This is a genomic window from Streptomyces sp. PU-14G (assembly GCF_041028275.1).
Classification (GTDB): domain Bacteria; phylum Actinomycetota; class Actinomycetes; order Streptomycetales; family Streptomycetaceae; genus Streptomyces.
In genome coordinates this window covers 1-15,969 of sequence record NZ_JASKYT010000036.1, presented here as the reverse complement: position 1 = coordinate 15,969, position 15,969 = coordinate 1, and the positions used below count along the sequence as shown (strand labels likewise).

Below are 15,969 nucleotides of genomic sequence, written 5' to 3'. Positions count from 1 at the left end.
CGTCAGAGGAACACGCCATGCAGGCGGTCGTCGAAGTCGCGCACGACTTTAGGGGGCGTGGGACCAAGGTACGAGCGACGCACGGCTCGCGCCCGTTCCACGATGCGCCCCGACTTGTAGCGCAACCCCACTTCGAGTGCCCGCGCAGCCATGGTGAACGCACCGTCAAGGCGCCCGGCTGCGAGATGTCCCGAGGCCATGTCGAGTTGAAGCAACGCCCGTTGCTTGTCGTGCCCCGAGGTCATGGCCGCGGTGGTCGAGTCCTGCTCGCCGGCGATCCACCGAGGCAGCCCAAGCCGTGCGCCGCACGACACCCGGGTCGCGGCGACCTTGGCCTCGGTGAAGGGGAACACCCACGGCCACGGCGGCGCGTCCTCGTGTTCGATCTGCTTCGTTCGACGGGCTGCTGCTCGCAGTGCCTCCTCGGCACAACTCCCGGCACCGGCCGCAGCGTGGGCGAGAGCCTCGACGCCGGACAGCCACGCGTCGGCGATGGCGGGCATGTTCGGCCCAAGCTGCTTGCGCGCGGACCGGACAAGGCTGAGCCCCTGCGCGGCGTTCCCCGACTGCGCCTCGAACTGCGCGAGACTCCCCAACTGGTACGCGGCAAGTAGCGGGTTGGCCGCACGCCGGGCAGCCCTGATCGAGGCGCCGTACCAGGTGCGGGCCGACCCGTTGTCGCCCATATCCCAGTGCAACCACCCGGCGAGACTGGCGACTTCGCTACCGACGGCCGCGAGTCTCGCCCGCTCGTCTCCGCCCTCGGCGTCCTGCGCGATCGACCGCGTCAGTTTCAGGTGCGAGAGCACCGTGTCGACGAGTTGCCGCGACGGCGTCGTGCCGTCGAGACGCCGGAATGCAGTGGTGGCCACGCGCAGGGCGGCCACTTGTCCGGTCTCGGCTGCGTGCGCTTGCTGCGTGGGCGCCATGGAGAGCGCCGGCGCTGCGGCGACCGCCGCGGCCCCACCGAGGAAGTTGCGCCGTTCCACATCGGTTCCGTTTCCATCCCCCCGCGCGACGATCGCCGCTGTGTGGTCGGCCAAGCCGACGAGGTGCGGGGGAATCTGCAGATGGCTCGCCACCCGTGACAGCTGAGCGGTTTCGTACGACCTCGCGCCCCTCCCCTCAAGGCGCGAGATCGCAGATTGGCTCATCCCGCAGGCTTCCCCGAGCTGCCCTTGCGAAAGGCCGGCCGCGGCCCGGGCGAGTTTCACCACCCGGCCGTAGTCGCCTGCTCGTGCGGCGTCGCGGATCGCTTGCGCGGACCACTTCACGAGATTGGTTCTCCCCCTCTTGCTACGCGGCATGGCCCCGGAGTGCGGCCCCCTATGCGCTGCGCGAATCGTCGTATGCGGTCGGCGGGTGCTTCGTGGCCCGTACAGCATGCCCCGGGGTTGAGTGAACGCACTACCCGTCACCGGGGGGTCACGCATGGTCAACAAAGGACAGGGCAGCCGGCGGGGGTGGTGCTCCCTCGCACGATCCGACCGAACCAATGAGAGGAACGACAAGCGATGTTCAGTCACGCCGAACGCATCCCCACAGGGACCCCGATCCCGCAGGGGCACCTCACCCCGAAGCCGTGGGGACTGCGCCGCCTCACCGAGTACCCGCCCGCCGACGCACCACAGCACACCCGCGTCGAACTCGACCCCGAGACGCAGACCGGCCGCTACTTCAACGCCGCCGGTGTCCCGGTCATGGCGCCGGGGCACGGCACCAGCAGCGGCACCAACCCGCCGACCGGCACCTCGCCCGACGGACACGGCGGTGGCGACACGGACACGGGTAACGACACCGACCAGTGACACAAGACGACGTCCGACCGGTCGTGGTCGTCACGAACGATGACGACCCGACCGCGGACATGGTGGTTGGTGAGCTGCACGGCCGGAGCGTCCCGGTCGTGCGGCTCGACTCCGGTCACTTCCCCGCCACTCTGTCGTGCTCCGCCCACATCGGCGGCAGCACGGCACGGTGGCGGGGAAGTTTCGCGACCCCGTCCCGCGTCGCCGAGCTCGACGGCGTACGGGCGCTGTACTACCGGCGCCCGTCCGGGTTCGCCTTCCCGCACCTCGACGAGCAAGACGCGCGATTCGCCGCGGCGCAGGCCCGGTACGGCCTCGGCGGGGTGCTCGTCTCGCTGCCCGACTGCGCGTACGTCAACCACCCGAACCGCATCGGCGACGCCGAGTACAAGCCGGCCGGGCTCGCCGCCGCGGCCGAGTGCGGGTTCGCCCTGCCGCCGACACTGATCACGAACCGGCCCGACGACGCCCGCGCGTTCGTCAGGAAACACGGGCACGTGATCTACAAGCCGCTCGCGGTACCGCTGTACCTCGTCGACGGCCGGGCGCAGACCGTCCTCGTCGACGAGGTCACCGAGGACGAGATCGACGACCGTATCGCCGGGACCATGCACCTGTTGCAGGCCCGCGTCGACAAGGTCGCCGACGTCCGCGTGACCGTGATCGGCGAACGTGTGTTCGCGGTGCGGATCGACTCGGGCCTGCTCGACTGGCGCACCGACTACCGCACGCACACCTATACCCCGGTCGAGGCACCACCCGACGTCGAGCGCGCCCTGTTCGCGTACCTGCGGCACTTCGGGCTCGTCTTCGGCGCGTTCGACTTCACCCTGTCCGCCGACGGCGCGTGGACGTTCATCGAGTGCAACCCGTCGGGGCAGTGGGCATGGATGGAACCCCCGACCGGGCTGCCCATGACCGCCGCGCTCGCTGATCTCTTGGAACGAGGCACCAACCCATGACCGAACTCGACCTCGACAAGACGGCCGCCGGGCTGCGGCTCGAGCTCGTCGAACTCCTCACCGCCGAGGGGCAGGTGACCGACCCCGCATGGCGTGCCGCGGTAGGGGGCGTGCCCCGGCACGAGTTCACGCCGCGGTTCTACGTCACGAGCGGCGCCCCCGGCATGACGACGTACGTACCGGTCACGCCCGAACTCGTCGGCACCGAGGCGTGGCTGCGGAAGGTCTACAGCGACGAGACGCTGATCACACAGTTCGACGGGCGGGATACCGACTGGTCGGACCCGCAGCCGATCCGCGGCGCCTCGCCGACCTCGTCCTCGACGCTGCCCTCGCTCGTGGTGCAGATGCTCGAAGCGCTGGACACCGGCGACGAGGCGACTGTGACCGAGTACGGCACGGGCACCGGCTACTCGTCCGCGCTCATGTGCCACCGGTTCGGCGCCGAGAAAGTCACCTCGGTCGAGACCGACCCGGGTGTCGCCGCCCGCGCCCGCGCCGCTCTCGAACGCTGCGGCTACGCCCCGCGGCTGATCGTCGGCAACGGCCTCGTCGGAGCCGGCCGCAGCGACCAGGCTGCGCGCACGATCGCCACCATGGGCGTGCGCGGCGTCCCGTGGGCGTGGCTCCGTGAGACGCAGCCCGGCGGGCTCATCGTGGCGACGCTGCGCGGCTGGCTGCGGTCGCTCGGTCTCGTGCGCCTGGTCGTCGAAGACGGCCGGCGAGCGACGGGCCGGTTCCTCGCGGGCTCGGCGTTCATGATGGCTCGGCAGCAGGAGGCCCCGACGAACCTCGGCATGCTGCCGGGCGACGACGACGGCAAGGTGCGAGAGACACCTCACGGGCCCGAGGTGCTGCGCATGCCCGACAGTGGGTTCGTGGCGCAGCTCGCGGTGCCGAACGCCCGCACCTTCGACATGCCTGCCGACGACGGCGCCATGCGTACGTACGTCCTCGACACGGCGAACGAGTCCTTCGCGGTGCTGTCGCGGGACGGTGACGGCTGGACAGTCCGGGAGGGCGGCCCGGTGTCGCTGTGGGGCGAGGTCGAGCAGTCCCTCGCACTGTGGCACGCTGCGGACTCGCCGGCCGCGACCGAGTTCGAGGTCAGCGTCGAGCCGGACAGTCAACGAGTTCGGCTTGCGAACGGCGAGGACGGGCCCAGTTGGCGCCTGCCGGCCGTCCCGAGCTCATGACCACCGCATCGCCCCTCGCCGACACGCACGTGCTCCTGCGCAACGGCGACCAGATCCAGTGATCTGCGTCACATCTGAGCGAGTGCGAGCTGCCGGACTTCCGTCCGGGAGCCGGGGTCATGGCTGAAGGCTTCACACGCGAGGCGGGTCATCCCGTCCAGACGGCGGATCGCCCCGCCGCCTGGACGGGATGACCCGCCCGCCTCCGGGGACGCCCGGGGGGGCGGTTTCGGTCGCTGTGGAGACTCCACAGGAAGCCGCAGCTCACAGGGCGTGCGCGGGCCGCCGAACACGGCGACCAATGGGCAGATAACTCCCGTATCCACGCTCAAGGGTGGTCAGGTGAGCAGGTCAAACGGGTCTCGGTGCAGCGCTCGGAGCAAGATCATGGCTGCCTACCGGCCGCACGTCATGCGCTCCCTGGTCTCGTACTGCTATCCCGCCCACAATAGTGCCGCCCCGCAAGACGGTGCCGGGCCCGCGGACGCTCCCCCGCGCGGACCCGCGCCCCGCGGCACCGGGGCGCCCGGCGGCTCCCTGCTGAGACGCACTGAGCGGGGTGATGGTTGCGGTGCCACCCACACCCGGACAAGATCGTTCCGCCCGGTCTGATCATGAGGTGGCCAGGACGGGCCCCGTTGTCGGTGGCGGGTGCGAGTATGCATGCGAGGACCGGCCGGGACGCAGCGTAGGCGGACGATGCGGAACGGCGCTGCGGGCGAGGAACGGACGGCGCGAAAAGGCGCGCGGACGGGCGGCGGACGGCGCGGAAGGACGGCGGCGGACGGCGCGGAAGGGCGGAGAGCGGAACGGCGCGGCAGGGCGGCGCGGCAGGGCGGCGCGGCAGGACGGAGAACGGCGCGGCGGACGGCGGCAGGACGCGGGACGGATGGTGCCGCGGACCGCGGGCAGAGCGCGGGACGGGCTACGGACAGAATGACGCGGGCCAACCGCGGGCAGGACGACGCGGACAGACCGCGGACGGGATGCGGACGGGACCTGGAGGGGCAGATGCAGATCCGGCTGACTGTCGCCCTGGCGCCACGCGGCGCACGCAGCGCGGGAGGCTCGGGAGGCACGGCGGAGGCCGGTGGTTCCGGCACGCCACAGACCCACCCCGTCGGGTCTGCGAACGTGCTGGTCACCGCCCCGGCCGGCACGGTGCTCTCCGCGGTGACGGGGGCCCTGGCGACCTCGGCCGCGGCGGCGCTGGCCGGATCGGCGTCTCCGGGCGCCACGAGCGCCTCTGGCGCCGCCGGCACCTCGGGCGCCACAGGGCGCGAAGCGGCGACCGGAGGCGGTGGGACCGGTGGCGAGGACGGGCCGCAGGAGCCCGTCGTCGTCTACGCCGGGACGCGGCGGCTCGACCCGCACCGCCAGATCATCGGCGAGCCGCCGCTGTTGGACGGCGCGCTCGTCTCGCTCCACGCACCGGTCGCACCCGCCACCCTGCCCGCGCACGGCGCCGCCCTCACGGCGCTGCGGGCGTACGGGTCGGCCAAGGCCAGGCTGCACGTCGTGGCGGGCCCCGACGCGGGCGGCATCCATCTCCTCCAGGGCGGCAGGGTCCTGCTGGGGCGCTCGGCCGAGGCGGACGTCCCTCTGGACGACCCGGACGTCTCGCGGCTGCACTGCGCGGTGACGGTCACCGACGGCGGCGCGGTCACCGTCACCGACCTCGGGTCCACCAACGGCACCACACTCGACGGCGCGCCGGTCGGCACCCAGCCCGCCCTCTTCCCTCCCGGCGCGACGCTCCGCCTCGGCGAGACGTCCCTGCGGCTGGAGGCCGCCGGCTCCGGCGTCCCCGCCGAGCAGAGCAGCGCGGCGTCCATGCCGCCGCTGGCCCTGCCCACCGTTCCCGACGGTGAAGGCCGGCTCCGCCTGGCGCGCCAGGACGCCTCCGCCTCCCCTGAAGGCCGCGGCACGCGAGCAGACCCCCGCACGGCGCCCGGCGAGGCACCGGGCGCACCGTCGGCCACCGGGCCGTACGGGGACGCCACCGGGCCGTACGGGGACGCCGCAGGCCCGTACGCGGACGCCGCAGGGCCGTACGGAAGCGCCGCAGGGCCGTACGAGAGCGCCGCGGGCCCGTACGGGGACGCGAGGGGGCAGCGTGGCGGCGGTTTCGGGCACGAGGCGACCGAGCGGGGCCCCGAAGGGCACGCGTACGCGCCCGGCGGCCCCTTCCCCGACGCCGGCGCCGAGGGGACCCACGGTTCCGGTGTCGCCGCTGGGCCACCATCCGGAGCGCGGGACGCCGGCGCTCGGAGGGGCAAGGGGCTGGGCGCCTGGGCGCGCCGGTTCGCGGGCGGGCGCACGGAGTCGGCCCAGGGCCTCGGCCCGAGCGACAGCGGGACCGCCCCCGGCCCCTCCCTCGTCAGCGAGCCGCCGCCCGCGTCCGGGCCGCAGGAGGTCCGGGAGCCTCGCGGGCAGGAAGGGCTGCCCAGCGGGCCCACGCGGTACGGCTCCGGCACCGCCGACGCTCTCGCCGCGCACCCACAGGAGCCGGGCCCCTGGGGCGCGGCGGGGCCCAGGCTCACGCCGCACGAATGGGAGGCGCGCTGGCCGGACCCGGCAGCGGTGCTGCTGAACGCGCTCGGTCCTGGGCCCCGGCTGTGGGAGCGCGCCCCCGGCCACCCCGACGCCCTCACAGTGCGCCTCGGCGTCACCCACCGCAGCGGTGGACACGGAGACCCGGTCACCGTGGACCTGCGGCAGGCCCACTCCCTCGGGCTGGCGGGGCCGCGGACGCGGCTCGCCGGGCTGGCCCGGGCGGTGCTCGCCCAACTGGCGGCCCTGCACGGACCGAGCGCCCTGGAGATCGTCCTGCTGTCCGCGGACCGTACGCGCGGCGCCGAGGCCCGTCGGCAGGAGTGGTCGTGGCTGGGCTGGCTGCCGCACCTGCGCCCGGCGCATGGTCAGGACTGCGGCCTGCTGACGGCGTACGACCGCGAACAGGCCGCGGCACGCACCGCCGAGCTCATCCGGCGCCTCGACGCCCACGGCACCGCACCCGCTGTTCCGACAGCCGCCACCCCGGGTGCCAGCACTTCGGGTGGCGGCACCCCGAGTGGCACCCTGGATGCCGCCTCCGCGCATGCCGCTTTCCCGGCTGCCGCTGCCCCGGCTGCCGCTGCCCCGGCTGCCGCCTCCGGGAGCGGTCTGCCCGGCGGCGGGGCACCGGGAAGCGGAAGCGGTGCGGCGTCGCCCTCCGGCACCCGTGTGGGTCCCGCTGTCGTCGTCGTGGTGGACGGGGACCCGGGCTCGGCGGCCCTGCGCGCGAGCGTGGAGCGGCTGGCGCGGGAGGGCGCGGCTGCGGGCATCCACCTGATCTGCCTCGCCGAGACACCGGCGGCCAGTCCCTCCTCCCCGGTGACGGCCACGGTCGAGGCGGCGAACGCGGTGTGCCCGGTCTTCCCCGAGTGCGGCACGGTCGCGCTGCTGAGCGGCGACGTCGCCACGGCCGTCCGCGTCCTGCACCGCGCGCCCGCCCCCCAGGCCCCGTCGGGTCGTCCCGGAGCGCCGGACCACCCCGGGGCGCCGGGCCGTCCCGCGGCGCCCGGCGGCGCTGCCGCGCCCGGAAGCACCTTCACGGCGGCGGCCGGTCCGGGAGGTCCCGTCGCGACCGTGGACGCCGTCTCGCTCGCCTGGGCCGAAAGGTTCGCACGGGCGCTGGCTCCCCTCAGGGAACCGGACGACGCGGCGGCCCGCGCAGGTCTCACCCGCCCCACGGTGACACTGCCCGAACAGTGCCGACTGCTGGACGAGTTGGGTCTGGCCCGCGCCACCCCCGCCGCGCTCCTGGCCCGCTGGTCGGAACGGCTCGGCACACCCACGGGGCGCGCCCCTCTCGTCTTCGGTGCGGGCCCCCACGGCCCCTTGGAGGCCGACCTCGCCGCGCTCGGCGACCAGGCGGGAGCGGACGCGGACCGGGTGACGGCCACGGAAGGGGTGACGGCCACGGACCGGACGACCGGGCAGGCGCAGGAGACCGGTGTCGCGGCGGCCCCTGCGCAGGGACACGCCCTGATCAGCGGAGCCACCGGGGCCGGGAAGACGGAGCTGCTGCGCTCCCTGTCGGCCTCGCTCGCCGCCGGGGAGCGGCCCGACAGGCTGGCTCTCGTGCTGGTGGACGGCGCGGGGGCGGGCTCGGGAGAGGGCCTGCGCGCCTGCACGGACCTGCCCCACGTCACCGAGCACCTGGTGGCGGGCGATCCGGTGCGCATGCGGCAGTTCGCACAGGCGCTGAGCGCCGAGGTGAAGCGGCGCGCGGAGCTGATCGGGGACGGCAGCAGCTACGACGAGTACGTGCGGCTGGCGGCCCGGCCCGGCGGCCGTGTGGTGGCCCCACGCCAGGCGCCCGAGCGGACGGCGACGCCTGCCGCCGGAGCGGGCTCCCGCGCCGGGGCGGCATCCGCCGCTGTTCCGGCCCCCGCGGGGGCCGGCTCCTCCGCAGGGACGGCCTCCCCCGCGGGGGAAGTCTGTGCCACCGGACCCGAGATGCAGGTTCCGGCACCCGCTCAGGCGCCGGACGAGCGGGCGGCGGTGGCCGCCGCGCAGCCCGCCCGACAGGGCCACGGCTCCGGGACGGGCGGGCCGGGCGGTCTCGGTGGCGGGCGTGGCGGCGGCACCGCCGAAGGTCCGGGCGGTTTCGGCGGCACCGCCGACGCGCCCGGTGCGTACGCCGACCCCGGGCCGTCCGGTGAGGGGTCCGGCCGAAGGCGGGTGCCGTCCCAGGGCACGCCTCAAGGCACGTCACAGGGGACGCCTCAAGGCACGTCACAGGGGGCGTCACAGGACGCGGCCGGCGGGGCCGGTGGCGGCTCGGCTGACGGCGGCTCGGCCGGTGGCGCACCCCTCGCGGGCGCCCCGGCGCCGGCCGGAAGCCATCCTGGCGGCCGGCCCCCGGGTGCTACGGCCGCCGGTGGTCCTGCCCCCGGTGACCAGGCCGAGCCCGTCGGCGCCGACGGGCCCCCGGCCCATCCCGCCGCGCCCGGCACCGACAGGGCCGCGGGGAGGGGCACGGACAGGGGCGCGTACGGCGGCGAGACGTCCGGTGCGGTGGAGCCGGAGCGGACACAGCGCACCTTGCGCCTGCGTCAGGTGAGCGGCGAGCGGGGAGACGGTGAGCGGGGCGGGGCTTCGGAGGCCGCGAGCGCACTCGCGTCCCCCTCGCCTCTGGGGCCCAACGGCGTACCGCCCCGGTTGGTCGTGCTCGTCGACGACTTCGACACGCTGGTCGACCCGGCCCTGGGCAACCCCGGCCGCCCGGCGGCCGGTTCGGTCGTGCGCGCGCTGGAGGCCGTGGCCAGGTCGGGAGCGCGGTTGGGCGTGCACGTCGTCGCGACGACGGGACGCCCCGACCGGACGGCAGCCACCCTCCTGGCCCAGCAGGCGGCTCTGTGTGCGCGGTTGACCGGCGGCGAGGGCGGGGCCGTGGGTGCGCCACCCGGGCGCGGCAGTCTCGTGGTCCGGCGGCCCGGAGGGGGCCGGGGATCCGGTGGGGCCGGCGACGGGGTCCCCGTCGCCTTCCAGGCGGGACGGGTGACGGGGCGCATCCCGCGGACGGCGACGGTACGGCCGACCGTGGTGCCGTTGGACTGGGCGCGGGCGGGTGACCCGCCCGCGCGGCGGCAGGTGCGTGAGCTCGGCAACGGGCCGACGGATCTGGCACTGCTCGCCAGCGCCATGGAGCGCGCCGCCCAGCAGGCGGCACGCTCACAGTAGGGGCCGCCTGCCCCCTGCCCCCCTGCCCTCCGCGACCGGCCGCGCTGACGCCGCCGGCTCGCGGTGAGTGCTGTCGGCACCGGCGGCTCGCGGTGAGGGCTGTCCGCTCGCGGTGAGCCCCGGCGGCCCACGGTGAGTGCTGGCGGCCCGCGGTGAGCCCCGGCGACCCCGATGAGCACCGGCGGCTCTCGGGGGTCGGCCCTCGCGACTGCCCTCGGGGGGACTGACGAGCGGCTCGCGGTGAGTGCTGTCGGCCCACGGTGAGGGCTGTCGGCCCACGGTGAGCCCCGGCGGCCCACGGTGAGTGCTGGCGGCCCGCGGTGAGCCCCGGCGGCCCCAATGAGCACCGGCGGCTCTCGGGGGTCGGCCCTCGCGACTGCCCTCGGGGGGACTGACGAGCGGGTGGCGGACGAGTGGGTGGCCGACGAGCGAGGCGCCGACGAGCGAGGCGCCGACGCGCGAAGGACCGACGCGCGAAGGGCCGACGGGCAGGGGCGGGTGGGCCTGGCATGGGGCGCGCGCCATGGGCGCGCGGAGAAGCCGCGCGCCCACCGCCGGGGCTCGGGCGCCGCCCGAGGGAGAGCGTCCGCTCGCGGCGGCGGAGGGTGCGCGCCCTTCCTCCGGGTGACTCAACTGCCCCGTGTCTCCCAGAAGTTCGCAGTGGGCGGCGCGTTGGTGCGGTGCGGCAGGTCACGGACTGATCAAGATACCGGTGGGGGTCCGCGCAGTGTTGCCACGGGTAGTGATCCGGGCGTACAAACTTCCGCACAGAAAGGTACGGCGCGGTACCCGCCACGGCTGGCCGCGCCCTGCTCGATTCCCGTTCGGCCGACACGGGACGGGATACATGGGGGAAAGGGACGGCCTGAACCATGCGTCACTCGCGTGCTCCACGCACGGCTCTCGCACTCGCCTCCGTCATCGCCCTCACGCTCGCCGCCGCGGGCTGCGCCAAGGAGGACGAGGGAAGCGCGTGGGCGGCTTCGCACGAACCGACCGTCGACCTCCCCGATCTCCACGGCAAGAAGCTCCAGGTGGCGGCCGTGTGGACCGGCGCGGAGCAGGAGAACTTCCGCAAGGTGCTGGACGAGTTCGAAAAGCGCACCGGCGCGACGGTGGAGTTCGTCCCCACCGGCGACAACGTGGCCACCTACATAGGCTCCAAGATCGAGGGCGGTGCCCCGCCCGACGTGGCGATGATGCCGCAGGTGGGCGTGTTGCGGCAGTTCGCAGAGAAGGGCTGGCTCAAGCCGCTGGGCAAGGAGGCGCTGGCCGAGTCGAAGAAGAACTTCAGCCAGGGCTGGCGCGATCTCGGCAGCGTCGACGGTAAGCAGTACGGCGTCTACTACAAGGCCGCCAACAAGTCCCTGATCTGGTACAACGCCCAGGCGTTCGAGGACGCGGGGGTCGGTGAGGCCGAGGACTGGGACGCCTTCGTCGAGGACGCGCAGACCCTCTCCGACTCCGGTGTCGACCCAGTGGCGATCGGCGGCGCCGACGGCTGGGTGCTCACCGACTGGTTCGAGAACATCTACCTCTCCCAGGCGGGCCCCGAGAAGTACGACAAGCTCGCCTCGCACGACATCGCGTGGACGGACCCCTCGGTCACCAAGGCGCTCAAGACCCTGGCCCAGCTGTGGGGCGAGAGCCACCTGCTGGCGGGCGGCAACAAGGGCGCGCTCCAGACGGCCTTCCCCGACTCGGTCTCCAAACCGTACGGGAACCTGGCCTCACCCCAGGCCGCGCTCGTCTTCGAGGCGGACTTCGTGGGCGTCAACATCGCGACCGACACGAAGGCCCGCATCGGCGAGGACGCGCAGGTCTACCCCTTCCCCAAGGTCGGTGCCCAACCGCCGGTGGTGACGGGCGGCGACGCGGCGGCCGTGCTCAAGGACGGCAAGGGAGCGCAGGCGTTGGCCACGTTCCTGGCGTCCAAGGACGCGGCGGGCATCTGGGCGGCCGAGGGCGGTTTCATCTCCCCCAACAAGGAGCTGGACCTGTCGGCCTACCCGAACCAGCCGCAGCGGGAGATCGCCAAGGCGCTGATCGACGCGGGCGACGACTTCCGCTTCGACATGTCCGACCAGGCCCCCGCCTCCTTCGGCGGCACCAAGGGCGAGGGCGAGTGGAAGGCCCTCCAGGACTTCCTGGCGAACCCGAAGGACATCAAGGGCACCCAGCGGGCACTGGAGAAGGCCGCCGCCAAGGCGTACGAGAAGTGAACCGCGCCGTGACCACACCCGCCGCGCCCCGTACGCACCGCGCGCGCCCCACGTTCCGCACGTGCCGCAGCGCCCGCCGTACGGCTGCCGCGATCTCCACGCCTCACTGACGGACCAGGACAGGGGAGACCACCGTCATGCCGACCCCGAGCAATCCATCGAGTGGCGCGACCGGAGGCATACCGGACGACGCCGGTGCCCCCGACGCGCCGGTCACCGGCGCAGCGACCAGCACGTCCTCACCAACGGACCCAACGGACCCAACGGCACCGCCCGGTACCGGCAAGAGCGCAGGGCCCGGTGCGGGCAAGGTCGCCGCAGGGGCCGCGGCGCTGCGCCGACGCCCCTGGATCGCCGCGCTGTTCCTGCTGCCCGCACTGGTGATCCTGGGAGCGCTGGTCGTCTACCCGATCGCCTACTCGATCTACCGCAGCTTCATGGACGCCGACGGCTCGTCCTTCGTGGGGCTGGACAACTTCGCGGAGATCTTCACCGACGACGGCACGCTGATCGCGTTCCGCAACAACCTCGTGTGGGTCGTCGTCGCCCCGGCCGTCTGCACGGCGCTGGGCCTGATCTTCGCGGTGCTCACCGAACGGGTGCGCTGGGGAACGGCGTTCAAGCTGCTGGTCTTCATGCCGATGGCCATTTCCATGCTCGCCTCGGGCATCATCTTCCGGCTCGTCTACGAGCAGGATCCCGACCGGGGCATCGCCAACGCCATGTGGACCACCGTGCACGACACGTTCGCCGACACCGCGCCCTGGCCCGAGGCCCGGCCCCGCACCGACGCCCCGCTGAAGGCCGCGGGTGGCGGCGCGTACACCACCCGCGAGACCGTCGACGCGGCGAGCCCGGTCTCCCTGCCCCTGGTCGGCATCCCGCCGAAGGAGGCGAGCGAGGCCGCCCCCGCGAAGAAGGCGGCCACGGCCGGCGACGGGAAGATCACCGGCACCGTGTGGCTCGACTTCGTCAAGGGCGGACGCAGCGAGCACGGCGTCATCGACCAGCAGGAGAAGGCACTCGCGAACCTCACCGTCGAGGCCGTCAAGGACGGTCGGACGGTGGCGAAGGCCACCACCGGCGAGGACGGCACCTTCACCCTCCCCGCCTCCGCCGACGGCGCCACCCTGCGGCTGCCCGCCGCCAACTTCGCCCAGCCCTACAACGGCGTCGACTGGCTCGGCCCGACCCTGGTGACCCCCGCCATCATCGGCAGCTACGTGTGGATGTGGGCGGGCTTCGCGATGGTGCTCATCGCCGCCGGGCTGGCCGGGGTGCCGCGCGAACTGCTGGAGCAGGCCCGGGTCGACGGCGCGAGCGAGTGGAAGGTCTTCCGCAAGATCACCGTGCCGCTGCTGGCGCCGGTGCTCGGTGTCGTCACCGTCACCCTGATGATCAACGTGTTGAAGATCTTCGACCTCGTCTACATCATCTCGCCCGGCGCCACCCAGCGGGAGGCCAACGTCCTCGCGCTCCAGCTGTACCTGAAGTCCTTCGGCGGCAAGCCCGACCAGGGGGCGGGCAGCGCGATCGCGGTGATCCTGCTGCTGCTCGTCGTACCCGTCATGATCCTCAACATCCGTCGTCTGCGCAGGGAGTCCCGCCGATGACCACGCTGACCGCCGACGGCGCCTCCGGCGCCTCGGGCACCCCCTCCGAGCCGACGGCTCCCGCGCAGGAGACCGCACGCCCCAGGACGACGATGGCCTCGCGGGTGGCGGCACTGACCGGCCACTGGGCGGTGCGCTTCGCACTCGTCGTCATCGGGCTGTTCTGGCTGCTGCCGACAGCCGGCCTGCTCAGCTCGTCGCTGCGCGACCCGGCCGACATCTCCGTCTCCGGCTGGTGGAACATCTTCGACCTGAACGGCAGCTTCCCCTGGATCCTCAACACCGACCAGCTGACGTGGTCCAACTACGACGCCCTGTTCGCCAACGAACAGGTGATGGAGTCCCTGTGGACCACCGTGCTCATCACCGTCCCGGCGACCGTGCTGGTGGTGGTGGTCGGCGCCCTGGCGGGATACGCCTTCGCCTGGATGGACTTCCCCGGACGCGACTGGTGGTTCCTGCTCGTCGTCGGGCTGCTGGTGGTGCCGGTGCAGGTGGCACTCGTACCCGTCGCCAAGCTGTTCAACACGCTCGGCATCTTCGAGACCACCGCCGGAGTCGTCCTCTTCCACACCGCCTTCGGCCTGCCCTTCGCCATCTTCCTGCTGCGCAACTTCTTCGCCGAGATCCCCCGCGAACTGCTGGAGGCCGCGCGGCTCGACGGAGCCGGGGAACTGCGCCTCTTCACCCGGGTGGTCATGCCGCTGGGCGGGCCCGCGATCGCCTCACTCGGCATCTTCCAGTTCCTGTGGGTATGGAACGACATGCTCGTCGCGCTGATCTTCGCGGACTCCACCAACCCGCCGATCACCGTCGCCCTCCAGCAGCAGATGCGCCAGTTCGGCAACAACATCGACGTCCTGGCACCCGGCGCCTTCATCTCCATGCTGGTGCCGCTGGCCGTCTTCTTCGCCTTCCAACGCCAGTTCGTCTCCGGCGTCATGGCCGGCGCCGTGAAGTGACGTCCTACCGACGCCCGCCCGCCCCCCGCTCCCACGCCGCCTCGGAAGCGGGGGCCGGCCCGGAGGCGGTCTCCGTCTCGGGCGAAGGTGCGGGTCCGGTCGCGGGCGCGGCCGAGAACACCAGCGTGCGCGTCCCCCAGAAACGCACCGCCGTACCCAGCACGAGGCCCACGCCCGCCCCCGACACCACATCCGCCAGCGTGGACGTCAGGCCGAGCCCGTACCTGGACACCCCGAGACACCCCAGTTGGACGGCCCCGCCCGCGATGTTGACCAGCGCGAAGACGCTGAACCTGCGCCAGCCGCCGGCCACCCGGCGGCCCCGCAACCGGTAGGGGCCCACCGCGTTGCCGGTGTACGCGACGGCGACACCGGCACCGAACGAGAGGGCCTTCGCCCACATCGGGTCGAGCCCCGCCGGGCCGCGCAGCCACAGGAAGGTCCCGAGATCAGCGGCGAAGGCGAACACGCCGACGACCGCGAACCCCAGCGCCTCCGCACACAGCGCGCGGGCACGCGCGGGGACCCGGCCCCACACGGTGCGCGCCCCCTTCACGCCCGGCCCCACCGGGGTCACAGGCCCGCGACGGACAGTCCGTACAGGAGGGCCCAGCACAGTGCGGTGACGGCCAGGGGGCGGTCGCGCAGGAGGACGTCTTCGGGGGAGCCGGCGTGGCCGCGGTCGGCGAAGACGGCGTAGCGCAGCACGGCCAGGATGAGCGGCACCATGGACAGTTGCCGCCACAGGGAGCCTCCGCCGCCTCCGTCGGCCTCCAGGGCCCACAGGCAGTAGGCCAGGACGGCGACTCCGGCGGCGAGTTGCCACACGAAGCGCAGGTAGCCGACCGAGTAGTCGCGCAGGAGGGCGCGGGTGCCGCCCTCGCCCTCCCCCATGAGGACGGCCTCGGAGTAGCGCTTGGCCGCCACCATGAACAGGGCGCCGAATCCGGCGGTGAGCAGGAACCAGCGGGAGAGCGGGATGTCCAGTGCGAGTCCGCCGGCCATGGCACGCATGACGAATCCGGCGGTCACCACGGCGAGGTCGACGACCAGGATGCGTTTGAGCAGCAGGCAGTAGGCGATCTGCATGAGGACGTAGCCGGCGAGCAGGGCGGCGGTCGCGGCGTTGCACAGCAGGGCGGCCAGTGTGGTCGCGGCGACGGCGAGGGCGGCGCCGAGGGTGCAGGCGAGCGGGGCGGGGACGGTGCCGGCGGCGACGGGGCGGCGGCACTTGTCGGGGTGCGCGCGGTCGGACTCGGCGTCGCGGGCGTCGTTGAGCAGGTAGACGGCCGAGGCGGCGGCGGTGAACAGCGCGAAGACGAGCGCCAGTTGCCCCACGGTGCGCAGGGAGGCGAGCTGTCCGGCGGCGGCGGGCGCGGCGATGACGAGCAGGTTCTTGACCCATTGCCGGGGGCGCGTGGTCAGCAGCAGCCCGCCGGCGAGGGTGCCGGCGAATCCGGCGGGGCGGGTGGAGGC

10 protein-coding genes are annotated in these 15,969 nt (G+C 73.7%); 7 read left to right on the top strand and 3 right to left on the bottom strand.

Going from position 1 to position 15,969, the window contains the following annotated elements; all coding sequences use genetic code 11:
* Positions 1-2: 2 nt before the first annotated feature.
* Entirely contained in the window at positions 3-1,274 is a 1,272-nt protein-coding gene (locus AB8Z75_RS06945) for a multiprotein-bridging factor 1 family protein (protein ID WP_369200497.1), read from the bottom strand.
* Between the two features lie 240 nt (positions 1,275-1,514).
* Between AB8Z75_RS06945 and tgmA the strand changes: the two genes are divergently transcribed.
* The 7 genes from tgmA to AB8Z75_RS06910 all read left to right on the top strand — a co-directional run bounded on the left by tgmA (position 1,515) and on the right by AB8Z75_RS06910 (position 14,493).
* The gene (gene tgmA, locus AB8Z75_RS06940) at positions 1,515-1,808 is read left to right on the top strand and encodes a putative ATP-grasp-modified RiPP (protein ID WP_369200496.1); all 294 of its coding nucleotides are present in this window, start codon (positions 1,515-1,517) and stop codon (positions 1,806-1,808) included.
* Positions 1,805-2,770 carry an ATP-grasp ribosomal peptide maturase gene (gene tgmB / locus AB8Z75_RS06935; protein ID WP_369200495.1) on the top strand — a complete coding sequence of 322 codons (966 nt, stop codon included), beginning with the start codon at positions 1,805-1,807 and terminating at the stop codon, positions 2,768-2,770. Before tgmA ends, tgmB begins: the two co-directional genes overlap by 4 nt.
* A complete protein-coding gene (locus AB8Z75_RS06930; protein WP_369200494.1) occupies positions 2,767-3,966 on the top strand; it encodes a methyltransferase in 1,200 nt (399 codons plus the stop codon). The genes tgmB and AB8Z75_RS06930 overlap by 4 nt, the downstream gene beginning before the upstream one ends.
* A gap of 936 nt (positions 3,967-4,902) precedes the next feature.
* Positions 4,903-9,696 carry an FtsK/SpoIIIE domain-containing protein gene (locus AB8Z75_RS06925; RefSeq protein ID WP_369200493.1) on the top strand — a complete coding sequence of 1,598 codons (4,794 nt, stop codon included), beginning with the start codon at positions 4,903-4,905 and terminating at the stop codon, positions 9,694-9,696.
* A gap of 872 nt (positions 9,697-10,568) precedes the next feature.
* Positions 10,569-11,918: an ABC transporter substrate-binding protein gene (locus tag AB8Z75_RS06920; RefSeq protein WP_369200492.1), complete on the top strand. Its 1,350-nt coding sequence runs from the start codon at positions 10,569-10,571 to the stop codon at positions 11,916-11,918.
* A gap of 137 nt (positions 11,919-12,055) precedes the next feature.
* Positions 12,056-13,531, top strand: a complete 1,476-nt coding sequence (locus AB8Z75_RS06915; protein ID WP_369200491.1) for a carbohydrate ABC transporter permease — start codon at positions 12,056-12,058, stop codon at positions 13,529-13,531.
* Positions 13,532-13,623: 92 nt separating this feature from the next.
* Positions 13,624-14,493 (top strand): carbohydrate ABC transporter permease, encoded by an 870-nt coding sequence (locus tag AB8Z75_RS06910; protein WP_369200514.1) that lies wholly within the window; start codon positions 13,624-13,626, stop codon positions 14,491-14,493.
* Between the two features lie 4 nt (positions 14,494-14,497).
* On the opposite strand, the gene AB8Z75_RS06905 is transcribed toward AB8Z75_RS06910, so the two are convergent.
* Entirely contained in the window at positions 14,498-15,049 is a 552-nt protein-coding gene (locus tag AB8Z75_RS06905) for a GtrA family protein (RefSeq protein WP_369200490.1), read from the bottom strand.
* A 17-nt stretch (positions 15,050-15,066) separates the two neighbouring features.
* On the bottom strand, positions 15,067-15,969 hold a 903-nt coding region (locus tag AB8Z75_RS06900), incomplete at its 5' end, for a decaprenyl-phosphate phosphoribosyltransferase (RefSeq protein ID WP_369200489.1).

What these genes read in the sequence shown, in the direction of transcription:
- AB8Z75_RS06925 (WP_369200493.1), top strand. Translation starts at nt 4,903, where the DNA reads ATGACGCGGGCCAACCGCGGGCAGGACGACGCGGACAGACCGCGGACG.
- tgmA (WP_369200496.1), top strand. Translation starts at nt 1,515, where the DNA reads ATGTTCAGTCACGCCGAACGCATCCCCACAGGGACCCCGATCCCGCAG.
- AB8Z75_RS06920 (WP_369200492.1), top strand. Translation starts at nt 10,569, where the DNA reads ATGCGTCACTCGCGTGCTCCACGCACGGCTCTCGCACTCGCCTCCGTC.
- AB8Z75_RS06930 (WP_369200494.1), top strand. Translation starts at nt 2,767, where the DNA reads ATGACCGAACTCGACCTCGACAAGACGGCCGCCGGGCTGCGGCTCGAG.
- AB8Z75_RS06915 (WP_369200491.1), top strand. Translation starts at nt 12,056, where the DNA reads ATGCCGACCCCGAGCAATCCATCGAGTGGCGCGACCGGAGGCATACCG.
- AB8Z75_RS06910 (WP_369200514.1), top strand. Translation starts at nt 13,624, where the DNA reads ATGGCCTCGCGGGTGGCGGCACTGACCGGCCACTGGGCGGTGCGCTTC.